This window comes from Comamonas sp. F1-6, from assembly GCF_039581415.1.
GTDB classification, from domain to species: domain Bacteria; phylum Pseudomonadota; class Gammaproteobacteria; order Burkholderiales; family Burkholderiaceae_C; genus Comamonas; species Comamonas thiooxydans.
The window spans coordinates 295,646-310,507 of the sequence record NZ_JBCPWN010000002.1 but is presented as its reverse complement, the minus strand read 5'-3'; the positions used below and the strand labels follow the sequence as shown (position 1 = coordinate 310,507).

Genomic DNA, 14,862 nt, shown 5'->3' with positions numbered 1-14,862 from the left:
GCCTCAGTGCAGAACGCGCTTCTCAGGCATGGGCATGGGGCCGCCGGACTCATTCATCTGCAATACGAAGAGCGGAATCTCGCACTCGAAGGTCTCGCCCTCGTGGTTCACGCAGAGATAGCTGCCGCGCATGGTGCCCGTGGGCGTGCGCAGTTGGCAGCCGCTGCTGTATTCAAAGGATTCACCAGGCTGCAGCAGCGGCTGTCGGCCCACCACGCCCAAGCCTTTGACCTCTTCGACATGGCCCAGCTCGTTGGTGATGATCCAGTGCCGCGCAATCAGCTGCGCCGGCACCTCACCCGTGTTGGTGACGGTAATGGTGTAGGAAAACACATAGACGCCGGCGGCCGGGGCAGATTGCTCAGGCAGGTAGGCGGGCTGGACTTGGACCAGAAACTCATTCATCGGCATGAGCTAATGGTAACTGCGACAATTGCAATCCATGAGCCCCACCTACCGTATTGCCCCCTCCATCCTGTCAGCCGACTTCGCCCGTCTGGGTGAAGAAGTGCGTAATGTCATTGCGGCCGGCGCCGACTGGATCCACTTTGACGTGATGGACAACCATTACGTACCGAATCTGACCTTCGGCCCCATGATCTGTCAGGCTTTGAAGCCCCATTCGGTCACACCCGATGGCAAGCCCGTGCCCATCGACGTGCATCTGATGGTGCAGCCCGTGGACGATCTCGCCACGGCCTTTGCCAAGGCAGGAGCGGACTACATCAGCTTCCACCCCGATGCATCGCCGCATGTGCACCGCAGCGTTCAGAACATCAAGGCCCACGGCTGCAAGGCCGGTCTGGTGTTCAATCCCGCCGCGTCGCTGGAGGTGCTGGACTGGATGATCGAAGACATCGACCTGATCCTCTTGATGAGCGTGAACCCTGGCTTCGGCGGTCAAAGCTTTATTGATAGCACGCTGCGCAAGATCGAAAAGGCCCGCAAGTTGATCGATGCTTCTGGCAAAGACATTCGCCTGGAAGTGGACGGCGGCATCAAGGAAGCCAATATCCGCGCCGTGGCCGATGCCGGTGCCGACACCTTTGTGGCTGGCAGCGCCATCTTCGGCAAGCCGGATTACAAGGCTGTCATCGACACCATGCGCAAGAATCTTGCTTGACTCCCGCTTAAGGCGCTGCGCCCCGCAGCTCCTTTGCATTGAGGCGGCGAAGCCGCCCAGGTCTGGCTCGATGTCCTGGCTTCGGCTGCGCTCGATGCAAGAGCGCGGCTTTTGGAGTCGGGGCATGGAAGTTTTAGTGTTTTTGGCTGCAAGCCCAGTATTGAAAAGCGCATGCAGCTATTGAATTGATAGTTGTATGAAGCTGAATCTGCCTGCTCCCGCCGCCGCCCTGGAACTGGATGCCGTCATGGTCGACCTCGATGGCACCATGGTGAATACGCTGGGCGACTTTGCCGAAGCGCTCAACCGCATGCTGGCCGATCTGCAACTGCCGGCCATCAAACCGCAGATCATCGAAAACATGGTGGGCAAGGGCAGCGAGCATCTGATCCGTTCCGTGCTGGCGCATGTGGAGGCCATGGATATCGATGCCCTGTATCCTCGGGCTTGGCAGCGTTACGAACACCATTACCTGGCCATCAACGGCCAGTTTGCCGATGTCTATCCGGGCGTGGCCCAGGGTCTGCAGGCTCTGCGCTCCCTGGGGCTGCGCATGGCCTGCCTGACCAACAAGCCTTTGTCCTTTGCTCAGCCCCTGCTGGCCGCCAAGGGGCTGGACGGCTTCTTCGACTGCGTGTTCGGTGGCGACTCCTTCCCGCGCAAAAAGCCCGACCCCATGCCGCTGGTAGAGACCTGCAAGGCTCTGGGCAGCGAACCCGCGCGCACGCTGATGGTGGGCGACTCCAGCAACGATGCCCAGGCTGCCCATGCCGCCGGCTGCCCCGTGGTGCTGATGACCTACGGCTACAACCACGGCCAGCCCATCACGGCTGTCGAGGCCAGGGCTCATCTGGATTCGTTGGAACAGCTTGTGGTGTGATGCCGTCTGTTGGTCCGCATATCTGGCAGGAAAGAGTGCGGATAAGCATATTTGCTAGAGTCATTTGCTTTGTTTGAACCAATGTCGGCTCATGCATCGCCTTGCAGCCGGCAGAGAACGAAGGGGGACTCACGCCACATGCACGGACTGCACCTGACTGCCGACCTTTATCAATGCGCAGGCTCCGAGCGCTACATGCTCGATGCCGACGCCATCGCCGGGCTTTGCCGCGAACAGACTGCGGCCTCGGGGCTGACCCTGGTGGATGACACCTGGGTGAAGTTCCCGCCCTATGAAGGCCAGCCCGGTGGGGTGACGGGTACGGTGCTGTTGGCGGAGTCCCATCTGGCCATACATACCTGGCCCGAGACGGGCAGTGTCACCATCGACGTCTATGTGTGCAATTTTTCCGCCGACAACTCGGGCAAGGCCCGCAGTCTGATGGAAGGCGTGATCGACGCTTTCGCGCCCAAAAAGGTGCTGCGCCAGCAATTGATGCGCGGAGACATCGGCATGGCGCAGCCGGCAGACCATGCCGTGGACCTTGCACCCGAGCCCGAATCCGGCTGGGCCCTGGAGCAGCTCGCGCCCCATGCACGCTTTGGCTATCGCGCCACGACGTTGCAGACGCTGCAGACCCCATACCAGAAGCTGGAGTTGCTGCAGACGCCGCAGTTCGGCAAGGTGCTGCGTCTCGATGATTGCTTCATGACCTCCGAGGGCGAGGAGTTCTTCTATCACGAGGCCCTGGTGCACCCGGCCGCCATGGCCCACCCCGCGCCGCGCAAGGCCTTGATTCTGGGAGGCGGCGATGGCGGGGCCGCGGAGGAGCTGCTCAAGCATCCGAGCATCGAGCGTGTGGTGCTGGCCGAGTTGGACGAGGCCGTGGTGCAGTTCTCGCGCCAGCATCTGCGGTCCGTGCATCGCGGCGCGCTCGATGATGCCCGTGTCGAGGTCTGCATAGGCGACGGTCTGGCACTGATGGAGGCAACGGATGAGCGCTTTGATCTGGCACTGATGGATTTGACCGATCCCGATACCCCGGCCAGCGCCCTGTATGCGCCGGACTCGCTGGCACGCATGAAGCGCGTGCTGGCGCCGGGCGGCGCGCTGGTGCTGCATCTGGGCAGCCCTGTCTTCCACGGCCCGCAGGTGGCCGAACTGGTGCGCATCCTGCGTCAGCAGTTTGCCGTGGTGCGCTGCTATGGCCTCTATATTCCGCTTTACGGCGCTTACTGGGGGCTGGCCGTGGCCTCCGATGAGCTGGATCCGCTGGAGCTGAAGGCGCAGCAAGTGGCCGAGCGCCTCAGGCAGCGCAGGGTGCGGGATCTGCAGTACTACAACGAACACGTGCACGGCGCGCTGTTTGCGCTGCCCAACTATTACCGCGAGCTGCTCAAGTGAGTCAGCCAGCCTCGCCCAGCAGCGCTTTCTTGAGCTGCTGATCGGCGGGCTTGGGACCCAGCCAGATGCCCAGCAGGGCGTTGAAGAACTCGGGCTCTTTGAAAGCCTCGCCCTGAGGCTGGCCCTTGACGGTCACGATGGCGCCCTGGCCGGGCAGCCAGTCCACCATGAAGCTCTCGCCCGCAAGCAGTTTTTTGTGCTGGGTGAAGATCTCGCTCATGCGCATCACCCCCGGAATCAGCTTGGAGAAGGCGGCGCGCTCCATATTGTCTTCCATGCCACGCGAGAACAGCTTGCCCAGCTCGGCCGAGTCGATATCGCGCAGCATGGTCACGCTGATACGCTTGGGGCCGGGCAGGGCGGCGATTTCCTGCAGGCTGCGCGCCGGCTTTTCCAGGTACAGGCCGGCGGTATAGACCTTGAAAACAGCCTTGTAGCGGGTTCCTGCGCCATTGAGTTCCAGCGTCCTGCCCTGGGACTGCAAGCTGGGGGCATAGATGACACCGTGAAGTTTCACGGGCTCGGAGGGCATGCCTTGTGCCTGAGCAGCCGGGCAGGCAAGAGCGGCTGCCAGCAGCAAGGCTGGCATCAAACGGGCACTGGGCATGGCGGTCTCCTCGTGATTTCCGGTCGAGCAGTTCTGGTGACCGCTTCGCTTGCACGCCGTGGGCGAGCGTTCCGGTAAAAACGGTATGTTTGTTTTTGTCCGCGATGGCTGCAATCAGGTCTGTCCCCAGCAAAGGGGGAGTTGCACGGCATCGGAGCGCTATTGTTTGCGCGGCGGCGCTATGCGCTACACTGTCCGCATCATGTTCATTCATCGCACGTTCAATGCAGGTTGTGGAGACCGGGGAGCCTGGCCCTGGCGTAAGCCTGCACATCCGAACTGCTGAAGCACCCGGCACGAGCCCGGCGTGCACCCCGCGGCCCCATGCGTTGCATACTTCGGGCCAATTGGAATGAACCGGCGCATCCTCTCTTCAAACGCGTCATCTGCCCGTAATCAATCCGTGCAGATGCACCATGCGCCATGACTACCGGAGCTTCTCCCGTGATCACGGAACTGGAATTCAAATCGCTTGCGGCCCAAGGCTATAACCGCATCCCCCTGCTGATCGAGGCCTTTGCCGACCTCGAAACCCCGTTGTCCCTCTATCTCAAGCTGGCCCATGCCAATGGCGACGGCAAGTACAGCTTCTTGCTGGAATCCGTCGTCGGCGGCGAGCGCTTCGGCCGCTACAGCTTCATCGGCCTGCCGGCACGCAGCTTTGTGCGTGCCTCGGGCTTTGGCACTGAAGCCAAGACCGAAGTCGTGACCGATGGCAAGGTGGTGGAGACAGCAGGCGGCAATCCGCTGGACTTCATCGCGGCCTATCAGCAGCGCTTCAAGGTTGCCGTCACGCCCGGCATGCCGCGTTTTTGCGGTGGTCTGGCCGGCTATTTCGGCTATGACGCCGTGCGCTACATCGAGAAAAAGCTGGAGAACAGCTGTCCGCCCGACAGCCTGGGCACGCCCGACATCATGCTGCTGCAGTGCGAAGAGGTGGCCGTCATCGACAACCTCTCGGGCAAGCTCTACCTCATCGTCTACGCCAATCCCGGCGAGGCCGAAGCCTATACCCGCGCCAAGAAGCGACTGCGCCAGCTCAAGGACCAGCTGCGCTATTCCGTCAGCGCGCCGCAGATTCGTGCCGGCGAGAGCTATCCCGCAGAGCGCAGCTTCGACAAGCAGGACTATCTGGACGCCGTGCAAAAGGCCAAGGAGCTGATTGCGGCGGGCGACTTCATGCAGGTGCAGGTGGGCCAGCGCATCCACAAGCGTTTCACGGCCTCGCCGCTGTCGCTGTACCGCGCGCTGCGCTCGCTCAACCCCAGCCCGTATATGTACTTCTACCATTTCGGAGATTTCCATGTGGTGGGGGCCAGCCCGGAGATTCTGGTGCGCCAGGAGCGCACGCCCGACGGGCAGAAGGTCACGATTCGCCCCCTGGCCGGCACCCGTCCGCGCGGCAATACGGTGGAGGCCGACAAGGCCACCGAGCAGGAGCTGATTGCCGATCCCAAGGAGCGTGCCGAGCATGTGATGCTGATCGACCTGGCGCGCAACGATATCGGCCGCATTGCCAGGACCGGCAGCGTCAAGGTGACCGAAGCCTTTGCCGTGGAGCGCTACAGCCATGTCATGCATATCGTGAGCAATGTGGAAGGCATCTTGCAGGACGGCATGGACAATATGGATGTCTTCAAGGCCACCTTCCCCGCAGGCACGCTGACGGGCGCTCCCAAGGTGCATGCCATGGAAATCATCGACCGGCTCGAACCCAGCAAGCGCGGCATCTACGGCGGCGCCTGCGGCTATCTGAGCTTTGCCGGCGACATGGATCTGGCGATTGCGATCCGTACCGGCGTCATCAAGGACAACGTGCTCTATGTGCAGGCCGCTGCCGGCGTGGTGGCCGACTCCGTGCCCGAGCTGGAGTGGAGAGAGACCGAGCACAAGGCCCGCGCCCTGCTGCGCGCCGCAGAACTGGTTGAGGAAGGTCTGGAATGAGCCAAGCCATTGATCTGGTGCAGCACTGCACCACCATGGAAGATGTGCGCCGCAATGTGAATGCGCTCGACGATGTGCTGGTACCGCTGCTGGTCACCCGCATCGGCTATATGCAGCAGGCAGCGCGCATCAAGGGTGATGCGAGCCAGGTGCGCGATGAGGCGCGCATCGAAGCCATCGTCAGCCGCGTGCGTGAGCGCACGGTGCAGGAGGGCGGCCAGCCCGATGTGATGGAGACCGTCTATCGCGCACTGATGGAAGCCTGCATCGACTACGAACACCAGGAATTTGCGCGTCTGCGTGAACCCAGGAAATCAGGGGAGTAAGACCATGAAACTGCTGATGGTCGATAACTACGACAGCTTTACCTACAACATCGTCCAGTACTTTGGCGAGCTGGGCGCGGAGGTGACCGTGGTGCGCAACGACGAAACCACGGTGGCCGAAGTCGAGGCGCTTATCGCGCGCGAAGGCATCGAGCGGTTGGTGATCTCGCCCGGCCCCTGCTCGCCCAACGAGGCGGGCATCTCGGTGGCGGCGATCAAGCATTTCGCGGGCAAGCTGCCGATTCTGGGTGTCTGCCTGGGTCACCAGAGCATTGGCGCAGCCTTTGGCGGCGACATCATCCGGGCGGGCCAGCAGATGCATGGCAAGACCAGCGTGATCAGCACCGACCAGAAGGGCGTGTTTGCCGACCTGCCAAGGCAGTTCACGGTCAACCGCTATCACTCTCTGGTCATAGACCGCAGCACGCTGCCCGAGTGCCTTGAAATCACGGCGACCAGCGAAGATGGTGAAATCCAGGGGGTGCGCCACCGCGAGCTGGCCATCGAGGGCGTGCAGTTCCACCCCGAGAGCATTCTGACCGAGCATGGTCATGCCATGCTGAAGAACTTTCTCGATCAGAAATAACAGCCGATTTATTGATAGCTGCCAGCGCATGTCATTGCTTGATTTCAGATTGAAAACAATAGGAATTCAAGTGAAAGCAAGCGCAAGCAGCTCTCAAAAATATAGAGAGATATTGCAATGATCACTCCCCAGGAAGCGCTGCAGCGGACCATCGAGCATCGTGAAATCTTCCATGACGAAATGCTGCATCTGATGCGCATGATCATGCGCGGAGAGCTCTCGCCCGTGATGACGGCTTCCATCATCACCGGCCTGCGCGTGAAGAAGGAAACCATTGGCGAGATCTCGGCTGCGGCCGAGGTGATGCGCGAGTTCTCCAACAAGGTGAACGTGCACGACAAGAGGAATCTGGTCGATATCGTTGGCACCGGCGGCGACGGCGCCAACACCTTCAACATCTCCACCTGCTCGACCTTTGTGATTGCGGCGGCGGGCGGCAAGGTGAGCAAGCATGGCGGGCGCAGCGTCAGCAGCAAGTCGGGCAGCGCCGATGCCATGGAGGCGCTGGGCGTCAACATCAACCTCAACGCCGCGCAGATCGCCGATTGCATACGCGATGTGGGCATAGGCTTCATGTTTGCGCCCAACCATCATCCGGCCATGAAGAACGTGGCCCCCGTGCGCAAGGAACTGGGCGTGCGCACCATCTTCAACATCCTGGGTCCGCTCACCAACCCGGCATCCGCGCCCAATATCCTGATGGGCGTGTTCCACGAAGACCTGGTCGGCATTCAGGTGCGTGCCCTGCAGCGCCTGGGAGCCGAGCATGCGCTGGTCGTCTATGGCCGCGACGGCCTGGATGAAATCAGTCTGGGCGCGGGCACGCTGGTCGGCGAGCTCAAGGACGGCGTGGTGCGCGAGTATGAAGTCCATCCCGAGGACTTTGGTCTGCGCATGGCGGGTACGCGCTCGCTCAAGGTCGAGAATCCCGATGAGTCCAAGGCCATGCTGATGGGCGTGTTGCAGGGGGACCAAGGCCCGGCGCGCGATATCGTCTGTCTCAACTCCGGCGCCGCCCTCTATGCCGCCAATGTGGCAGGCTCGATCGAAGAGGGCCTGGAGCGTGCACAGAAGGCCATCGACAGCGGCGCGGCACTGGCCAAGCTCAAGGAGCTGGTGGCCTATTCGCAAAAGCTCGGCCAGGCAGCGGCATGAGCCTGCTGGATGCGCCCATCTGGAGTGATGCCGGCACCTGGATCGTGCTTGGCATCTCCCTGCTGTTCATCGTGGTGGGCATAGGCATGCACCGCGTCATCGTGAAGGTCTTGCGCGGCCCAGCGGATGCCGCCACCAACAAGGAAAACCATGTCTGACATTCTCAAGAAAATCTGCGACGTCAAGGTCCAGGAAGTTGCTGCCGCCAAGAAGGCCGTGCCGTTTGCCGAGATGCGCCGCGATGCGGAAAGCCGTGTCTCCACGCGCGATTTCGTGGGCGCCATCCGTGCCAAGATTGCCAAGGGACAGGCTGGCGTGATTGCCGAAGTCAAGAAGGCCAGCCCCAGCAAGGGCGTGATCCGTCCCGACTTCGATCCTGCCGATATCGCCCAGAGCTATATGGTGGGCGACGGCAAGATCAGTGCGGCCTGCCTGTCGGTGCTGACTGATCGCCAGTTCTTCCAGGGGCAACCCGACTATCTCAAGCAGGCCCGCGCGAGCACGCTGCTGCCGGTGCTGCGCAAGGACTTCATGGTCGACCCCTATCAGATCTACGAATCGCGGGTGATGGGCGCCGACTGCGTGTTGTTGATCGCTGCCTGCCTGGACGATGCGCAGATGGCGGAGATGGAGCAGATTGCGCACAGCCTGGACATGGATGTGCTGGTGGAAGTGCATGACGGCGAGGAGTTGCAGCGCGCTCTCAAGCTCAAGACGCCGCTGGTGGGCATCAACAACCGCAATCTGCGCACATTCGAGGTCGATATTCAGACCACGATTGCCCTAAAGAAGGATGTGCCCGCCGATCGCCTGCTGGTGACCGAGTCCGGTATCCTGAGCCGCGACGATGTGAAGACCATGCGTGACGCCGGCATTGACGCCTTCCTGGTGGGCGAGGCCTTTATGCGTGCCCGCGAGCCGGGCGAGGCCCTGGCCCAGTTGTTTCAGTGAGCGATTGGCTGCTGTGCAGGTTCAGCGCAGAACCTGCACATCGGCATCCAGAAAATAGCCGGCACCACGCTTGGTCTTGAGCAGCGTGGGCGCGCGGCTCGATGTTTCGACCTTGCGGCGCAAGCGCAGCATCTGCACATCAATGGCACGGTCAAAGACATCGTCTTCGGCCTGCGTCAGATCCATGATCTGCTCACGGCTCATGATTTGCCTGGGACGTTTGAGCAGGGCCAGCAGCAGCGCGAACTCGCTCTTGGTCAGTCCCACCTCATGCCCGGCAGCGCTGATGAGGCTGCGCGAGCGCAGCCTCAACTCCCAGTCGGCAAACTTGAAGCCCTGGGGACTCAAGGTGAACGCAGGGCGGGCGCAGGAAAAGAAGGCCTGCGCGGCAGAGGCTTGTGAGTGACTGGCAGAAGATGTGTGCATGAATAACTCCTTGTGAGCCTGAGCCGCCAAGTGGTCAGCTATGTTGGAATCGATTCTTTGCAAATTGTCAGAATGTGTCACTCACTGAAATCAGGTATTTTGAGCCTCAAAATAGGTAGGAACCCTTGAGGAAATCATTCGAGGTGACTCTGGAAGTTGAGAGAATCCACGCATGAACTTCACTAGCCAGAGCATGAGTGCCAACACCGCTGCGCCTACCCAGTTGATGAGTGCAGATCCGCAGGACTGGCCTGTCTCGCCAGACTGGCAAGCCGTTGTCGACTCTTTCTTTGCAGGGAGCACAGGCCAGGGCTTGCTGCAGTTTTTGCAGCAAAGACTGGGTGCAGGGGCCGTGATTTTCCCGCCCAAACCTCTGCGGGTCCTGGAATTGACACCCGCCGAGGAGGTGCGTGTCGTGATCCTGGGGCAGGACCCCTATCATGGTCGTGGGCAGGCCGAGGGCCTGGCATTTTCTGTAGCACCCGGGGTGCGCGTTCCGCCATCGTTGCAGAACATCTTCAAGGAAATGCAGCGCGAACTGGGCACGCCGTTTCCGGCGTTTCCCCAGCCAGGCGGCAGCCTGGTGAGCTGGGCTCAGCGTGGTGTACTGCTGCTCAACACCAGCCTGACGGTGGAAGAAGGGCAGGCCGCAAGCCATGCCAAAAAAGGCTGGGAAGAGCTGACCGATGCCATCATCCGACATGTCGCCGAGCAGGGGCGGCCCACGGTCTTCATGCTCTGGGGCTCGCACGCCCAGTCCAAGCGTGTGTTCATTCCTCAGGATCGTGGCCATCTGGTGCTGATGAGCAATCACCCTTCACCGCTATCGGCCCTGAGGCCTCCCGTGCCTTTTATCGGTAACGGACACTTCGGCAAGGCCAGGGAGTTCAAGCTCAGACACGGCTATTGAGATGGCCAGATTGGGCTGTCTCAGCGCTTTTCCCTGATTCCAAGCCAGACGCCCGTCAGGCCGCTGAGCGTCACCACCGTCATTCCGAGCAGCGATGTGCTGTCGGGAAGCTGCCCGAAAAACAGCCAGCCCATCAGCATGGCAAAGCCGATCTGGCTGTAGAGGAAAGGTGCCACGGTTGCGGGCGTGGCGTGGGTGTATGCCTGCAGCAGCATCAGGTGGCCAATGCCGCTGCAAAGGCCCATCACAGCTGCTGCTGCGTAGATCTGCCAGTCATCGATGGGCTGCCATACAAAGCCTATGAGAGGCGTGGTCAGCAGCAAGGGCAGCCAGGTCGAGTAAAGCTGGGTGGTTGGAGGTGAATCCAGGCGCGACAGGCGACTTCCGAGGACCTGGTAGGTGGTGCCCGATACCAGCAGACCAACCGGCCACAGAGCGGCCAGGCCCAAGGGCTGTCCATCGTTTTCCGGTCGGACGATGGCAATCACTGCCAGCAGACCGATCACCAGCAGCGACCAACGGGCAGGACTGACCTGCTCTTTGAAAAATAGCGCCGAGGCCACCACGATAAAGAGCGGCGCTGCTGACCAGATGGCCGTGAAATTGGCCAAAGGCATGTTCTTTATGCAGAAGAAGGCGCAGACCGTGGTCAACAGCCCCGAGATCGCGCGCAGCAGCTGAAACCTCAGGTTCCGGGTTTTCAGTGCCGAAAGGCCGTGCCGAGGCAAAACCAGCACGCTGGTGACCAGAGCCTGGGCCGTGAAGCGCAGCCACAGAACCATGAGAACCGGAAGCAGCGTTCCCGTGAACTTGGTGGCGCTATCCAGAACGGCAAACAGCGCACAGGCGAATATGGTGAGCAGAACACCGCGGATGGCAGATTGCGCTGACGGGGAAAGTGTGGGAGAGAGCCAGCTGGGGAGCATGTCCGTAGCGATTTGCGACAAGAGAAGCGAGGAATTCTAGGGGGATGAAGTTGTCGGCTCTGGTTGTGACGCCCATAAAAATGCCCGCACTGTTAGGTGCGGGCACTGGATGGGGTGAAGAAGGATTACCAGGGCATGGCGTTACGAATACGCGCAATTTTTTCGGCCTGCGCGGTCGAAGACTCCTTGGCGGTGCGCAGCGCCTGTCGGATGAAGACAAACAGCAGCAGCAGGAAACCGGTACCCACGGCCGCACCAATGGCCAGCATGGGCTTCTTGGGCTTGATGGAGAGCTCGGGCAGGGTCGGCATCTGGATCACATCGTCGTTGTCCAGGCCGCCGAGGCGACGCTCCATGTCCAGAATCCCCTTCTGGCGATTGCTGTTGGCGGTCAGCAGTTCACCATAGAGGCGGCTGGTGGCTTCGGTGACACTTTTTCCAGAAGAGAGATTGGCAGAAGTGTCATGCTCCAGCTTGAGCGATTCCTCCAGGCGTGTCTTCTCGGAGGCCAGTTGCACCTCCAGCTGCTTTTTTTCCAGACCGCGTGGCTTGCTCAGAGGAAATAAGGTGTCCAGCAGTGCCTGGTTGAGCTTTTGAGCCGCTTCGGGCGATTTGGCCTGGGTTGAAATATTCAGCAGCTTGTCCTGCTTGCCGACATTGACGGTGATGCGCTTGCTGAGTTTTTTATAGATTTCTTCCTTGGTCAGGCCATCGTCCAGGCCTGCAACGGGGGCAAGCTGATGCAGCACGTCAGCAGACATGACCAGGCTGGCGGCCATGGGGGCGGTAAAGCTGGAGCCGGCACGCTCCACCTGAACCGATGCGCTGCTCTCGTAGGTCTTGGGGATCACCAAGCCGATTCCGTAAGCCGCAATGCCAGCCAATAGCGGGCCGAAAATCAGAATTTTCCAGTTTTCTGCGAGTGTGACCAATAGATCCAGCAGATCCAACTCTTCATCTTGTGGGGTTTGAACTTCCATTGATTTTTTCTAAATGAATAAGCACTTTGACAAAACGATGAAATCTACCACTAAGAAAAGATTGGACCCAGTGTTTCTGTAACTCCTTATGCCAGGAGCCGGCACGGCGGCTCCAATGTGTTGCAGATCAGCGCTGGCGCTCCAGCAGCATGGAGTCTCCATAGCTGAAGAAGCGGTAATGCTGGGCAATCGCATGCTGATACATGCCCATGATGTGCTCATAGCCCGCAAAAGCGCTGACCAGCATCATCAGCGTGCTTTTGGGCAGATGGAAGTTGGTGATCAGCATGTCCACCACCTGGTACTGAAAGCCCGGTGTGATGAAGATGCTGGTGTCGCCGCTGATATTGCCGTACTTGGCCCAGGACTCCAGCGTACGCACCGTGGTGGTGCCCACGGCAATGATGCGGCCACCGCGCTGGCGGCAGCGCTCCATGGCAGCCAATGTGGGCAGGGGAATGTCGTACCACTCGCTGTGCATGGTGTGGTCGGCAAGGTTTTCGGTCTTGACGGGCTGGAAGGTGCCGGCTCCCACATGCAGGGTGACGCTGGCGCGTTCCACGCCCTTGGCTTGCAGGGCGGCCAGAACGGTCTCGTCGAAATGCAGGGCGGCGGTCGGTGCGGCTACGGCACCAGGGTGGGCTGCGAACACGGTCTGGTAGCGCTCGCTGTCTTCTTTCTCATCGGGATCATGCTCGGCGTTCTGCTGGCGCTCGATATAGGGCGGCAGCGGCAGGTGGCCGAACTGCTCCAGCAATTCATAGGGCGATTCGCCCTGGTTGCCTTTGAAGGAAAGATGGAACAGCGGTCCGTTCTCATCCGGCCAGCGGCCCAGCAGGGTGGCTTCGAAACCGCCGTTCTTGAGGCCGCCGCAAAGATGGATCTTGGCACCAGGCAAGGGCTTTTTGCTCACGCGCATATGGGCCACGACCTCGTTGTTCTGCAGCACGCGCTCGACCAGCAGCTCGATCTTGCCGCCGCTGGCCTTTTCGCCGAAGACGCGCGCCTTGATGACCTTGGTGTCGTTGAAGACCAGCAGATCGCCGGGCTGCAGCAGATCGGGCAGTTCGCGGAAGATGCGGTCGGTGGCAGGGAGGCTGCGGCCGTCAAGCAGGCGCGAGGCGCTGCGAACGGCGGTGGGATGCTGGGCAATCAGGGATTCGGGCAGGTCGAAGTCGAAATCGCTGAGTGTGAATTCACGGGTGCAGGAAGACATGCGGTGCTTGAGGGCCGTACGAGGCCCGTTCCAAGTTCAATCAAACAAGTGGGCGATTGTCGCAAATCGCCATTAGGGCTGCCGGCTTCAGGGCTGAGCAGCAGCTGGGGTCCAGAGCTCGTTGAGATTCCTGAAGGGCCAGTCGGCAGGGTCTTCGCGCCCGACTATGCTGTCGTTGGCATGTGGGCAGGCCAGGTCGAGAATCTCGGGCGTGATGCGGCGCTGCTGGCTGAGGCAGTAAAAGCGCCGCACTTTCGGGGTCAGCAAACAGGTCGGCGAGACATCCAGCACCACTGCAAGATGCTGCGACTGCAGCCGCACCAGCGAGCCCAGCGGGTAGATGCCCACCGTCTGGACAAACTGCTCGAAGATGGCCTTGTCGAAATGATGGGGCGCCCATTGCGCCATGCGCTGCAGCGCGATGGCCGGGTGCCAGCCCTGCTTGTAGGGGCGATCCGAGGTGATTGCGTCATAGACATCGCAGACTGCCGTCATGCGCGCCATCAGACTGATCTCGTCCTGCTTCAGTCCGTCGGGATAGCCCGTGCCGTCGACTTTTTCGTGGTGATGCAGGCAGGCGTCGGTAACGGCGTCGTCCAGCCCCTGAGGCAACAGGATTTCGTAGCCCCAGCGAGGGTGGGACTTCATGATGACCCATTCCTCGGCATCCAGCGGCCCAGGCTTGTTGAGAACATCCGGCGGCACTCTGCTTTTACCGATATCGTGCAGCAGGCCTGCGATACCGGCCTGATGTACCTGGTGCTCGTCCAGGCCCATGCGGCGTGCCAGACCAATCATCAGCGCGCACACCGCAATGCTGTGCATATAGGAATAGTTGTCCGCAGTCTTCAGACGCGCCAGGCTGATCAGTGCATGGGGGTTGCGCTTGATCGACTCGGCCATCTCGTCGACCAGCTGGCCTGAGGCAGGCAGGTCCAGCGGACGGCCCAGGCGAACGTCCTTGAACATGGTCTTGAGCACATCACGTGCCTGCCCAATGATCTGATGGGCCTGTTGCAACTCCACGCTGGTTCTGGTGGGCCGTGCCGGCGAGCTGGGCACAGCTTCGTCGCCTGGCGACTCCAAGACTTCTGCGGGCGTGATGTCGGGGGCGATGTCGGCCCCCTTGCCGGTGTCTATCCACACCTGGCGGATGGTGGTGGCAAGCAGGCGTTCCAGGTCCCTGGGCTGATCGAGCAGGAGGCGGGTACGCAAAAAGGGGTGCTCCATCCACGAGCCGCAGAACTCGTGCACAAACATCCCCGGGCGCAGGTGCTCGACATCAACTCGTTTCAACATGGATTTACGAGGAAACACATAGTAACAATTTGAGAATGGTAGCGATTTTGACGTTATTGCGCTGGCGGCAGTTGTTTGCGAACCTGAATATGCTGTATATACATACATTGCTTTCCCTGTCGCGGGGAG

At 60.8% G+C, this 14,862-nt stretch carries 17 protein-coding genes; 10 read left to right on the top strand and 7 right to left on the bottom strand.

Going from position 1 to position 14,862, the window contains the following annotated elements:
- Positions 1–3: 3 nt before the first annotated feature.
- A complete protein-coding gene (gene apaG / locus AAIL66_RS03695; protein ID WP_063663542.1) occupies positions 4–411 on the bottom strand; it encodes a Co2+/Mg2+ efflux protein ApaG in 408 nt (135 codons plus the stop codon).
- Between the two features lie 31 nt (positions 412–442).
- Here apaG and rpe point away from each other — a divergent pair, with 31 nt between their 5' ends.
- The 3 genes from rpe to speE all read left to right on the top strand — a co-directional run bounded on the left by rpe (position 443) and on the right by speE (position 3,407).
- Complete coding sequence (gene rpe, locus AAIL66_RS03690) at positions 443–1,123, top strand: ribulose-phosphate 3-epimerase (protein ID WP_034355083.1); 681 nt, start codon at positions 443–445, stop codon at positions 1,121–1,123.
- A gap of 196 nt (positions 1,124–1,319) precedes the next feature.
- Entirely contained in the window at positions 1,320–2,003 is a 684-nt protein-coding gene (locus tag AAIL66_RS03685) for a phosphoglycolate phosphatase (RefSeq protein ID WP_343496025.1), read from the top strand.
- 138 nt (positions 2,004–2,141) lie between these two features.
- Complete coding sequence (gene speE, locus AAIL66_RS03680) at positions 2,142–3,407, top strand: polyamine aminopropyltransferase (protein WP_343496024.1); 1,266 nt, start codon at positions 2,142–2,144, stop codon at positions 3,405–3,407.
- Position 3,408: 1 nt separating this feature from the next.
- Here speE and AAIL66_RS03675 read toward each other — a convergent pair whose 3' ends face one another.
- Positions 3,409–4,014 (bottom strand): chalcone isomerase family protein, encoded by a 606-nt coding sequence (locus tag AAIL66_RS03675; protein WP_034355074.1) that lies wholly within the window; start codon positions 4,012–4,014, stop codon positions 3,409–3,411.
- A 444-nt stretch (positions 4,015–4,458) separates the two neighbouring features.
- On the opposite strand from AAIL66_RS03675, the gene trpE reads away from it, so the two are divergent.
- The 6 genes from trpE to trpC all read left to right on the top strand — a co-directional run bounded on the left by trpE (position 4,459) and on the right by trpC (position 8,976).
- On the top strand, positions 4,459–5,958 hold the full coding sequence (gene trpE, locus AAIL66_RS03670) for an anthranilate synthase component I (RefSeq protein ID WP_034377358.1): 1,500 nt from the start codon (positions 4,459–4,461) through the stop codon (positions 5,956–5,958).
- Positions 5,955–6,284, top strand: a complete 330-nt coding sequence (locus AAIL66_RS03665; RefSeq protein ID WP_034355072.1) for a chorismate mutase — start codon at positions 5,955–5,957, stop codon at positions 6,282–6,284. Before trpE ends, AAIL66_RS03665 begins: the two co-directional genes overlap by 4 nt.
- A gap of 4 nt (positions 6,285–6,288) precedes the next feature.
- Positions 6,289–6,870 carry an aminodeoxychorismate/anthranilate synthase component II gene (locus tag AAIL66_RS03660; protein ID WP_034355070.1) on the top strand — a complete coding sequence of 194 codons (582 nt, stop codon included), beginning with the start codon at positions 6,289–6,291 and terminating at the stop codon, positions 6,868–6,870.
- 111 nt (positions 6,871–6,981) lie between these two features.
- A complete protein-coding gene (gene trpD, locus AAIL66_RS03655; RefSeq protein WP_343496051.1) occupies positions 6,982–8,025 on the top strand; it encodes an anthranilate phosphoribosyltransferase in 1,044 nt (347 codons plus the stop codon).
- The gene (locus AAIL66_RS03650) at positions 8,022–8,183 is read left to right on the top strand and encodes a hypothetical protein (RefSeq protein ID WP_197483949.1); all 162 of its coding nucleotides are present in this window, start codon (positions 8,022–8,024) and stop codon (positions 8,181–8,183) included. The genes trpD and AAIL66_RS03650 overlap by 4 nt, the downstream gene beginning before the upstream one ends.
- A complete protein-coding gene (gene trpC, locus AAIL66_RS03645) occupies positions 8,176–8,976 on the top strand; it encodes an indole-3-glycerol phosphate synthase TrpC (protein ID WP_034355065.1) in 801 nt (266 codons plus the stop codon). Before AAIL66_RS03650 ends, trpC begins: the two co-directional genes overlap by 8 nt.
- Positions 8,977–8,997: 21 nt before the next feature.
- Here the strand turns inward: trpC and AAIL66_RS03640 are convergent, their stop codons facing one another.
- On the bottom strand, positions 8,998–9,402 hold the full coding sequence (locus AAIL66_RS03640) for a winged helix-turn-helix domain-containing protein (protein WP_053283142.1): 405 nt from the start codon (positions 9,400–9,402) through the stop codon (positions 8,998–9,000).
- Between the two features lie 172 nt (positions 9,403–9,574).
- Here AAIL66_RS03640 and AAIL66_RS03635 point away from each other — a divergent pair, with 172 nt between their 5' ends.
- The gene (locus AAIL66_RS03635; protein WP_343496023.1) at positions 9,575–10,312 is read left to right on the top strand and encodes a uracil-DNA glycosylase; all 738 of its coding nucleotides are present in this window, start codon (positions 9,575–9,577) and stop codon (positions 10,310–10,312) included.
- 20 nt (positions 10,313–10,332) lie between these two features.
- Here the strand turns inward: AAIL66_RS03635 and AAIL66_RS03630 are convergent, their stop codons facing one another.
- The 4 genes from AAIL66_RS03630 to AAIL66_RS03615 form a co-directional block, all read right to left on the bottom strand.
- Positions 10,333–11,259 (bottom strand): DMT family transporter, encoded by a 927-nt coding sequence (locus AAIL66_RS03630; RefSeq protein ID WP_238585684.1) that lies wholly within the window; start codon positions 11,257–11,259, stop codon positions 10,333–10,335.
- A 104-nt stretch (positions 11,260–11,363) separates the two neighbouring features.
- The gene (locus AAIL66_RS03625; protein WP_343496022.1) at positions 11,364–12,218 is read right to left on the bottom strand and encodes a Wzz/FepE/Etk N-terminal domain-containing protein; all 855 of its coding nucleotides are present in this window, start codon (positions 12,216–12,218) and stop codon (positions 11,364–11,366) included.
- Positions 12,219–12,345: 127 nt separating this feature from the next.
- Complete coding sequence (gene queA / locus AAIL66_RS03620) at positions 12,346–13,434, bottom strand: tRNA preQ1(34) S-adenosylmethionine ribosyltransferase-isomerase QueA (RefSeq protein ID WP_034377352.1); 1,089 nt, start codon at positions 13,432–13,434, stop codon at positions 12,346–12,348.
- Between the two features lie 87 nt (positions 13,435–13,521).
- Positions 13,522–14,733: an HD-GYP domain-containing protein gene (locus AAIL66_RS03615; RefSeq protein ID WP_343496021.1), complete on the bottom strand. Its 1,212-nt coding sequence runs from the start codon at positions 14,731–14,733 to the stop codon at positions 13,522–13,524.
- Positions 14,734–14,862 lie beyond the last annotated feature (129 nt).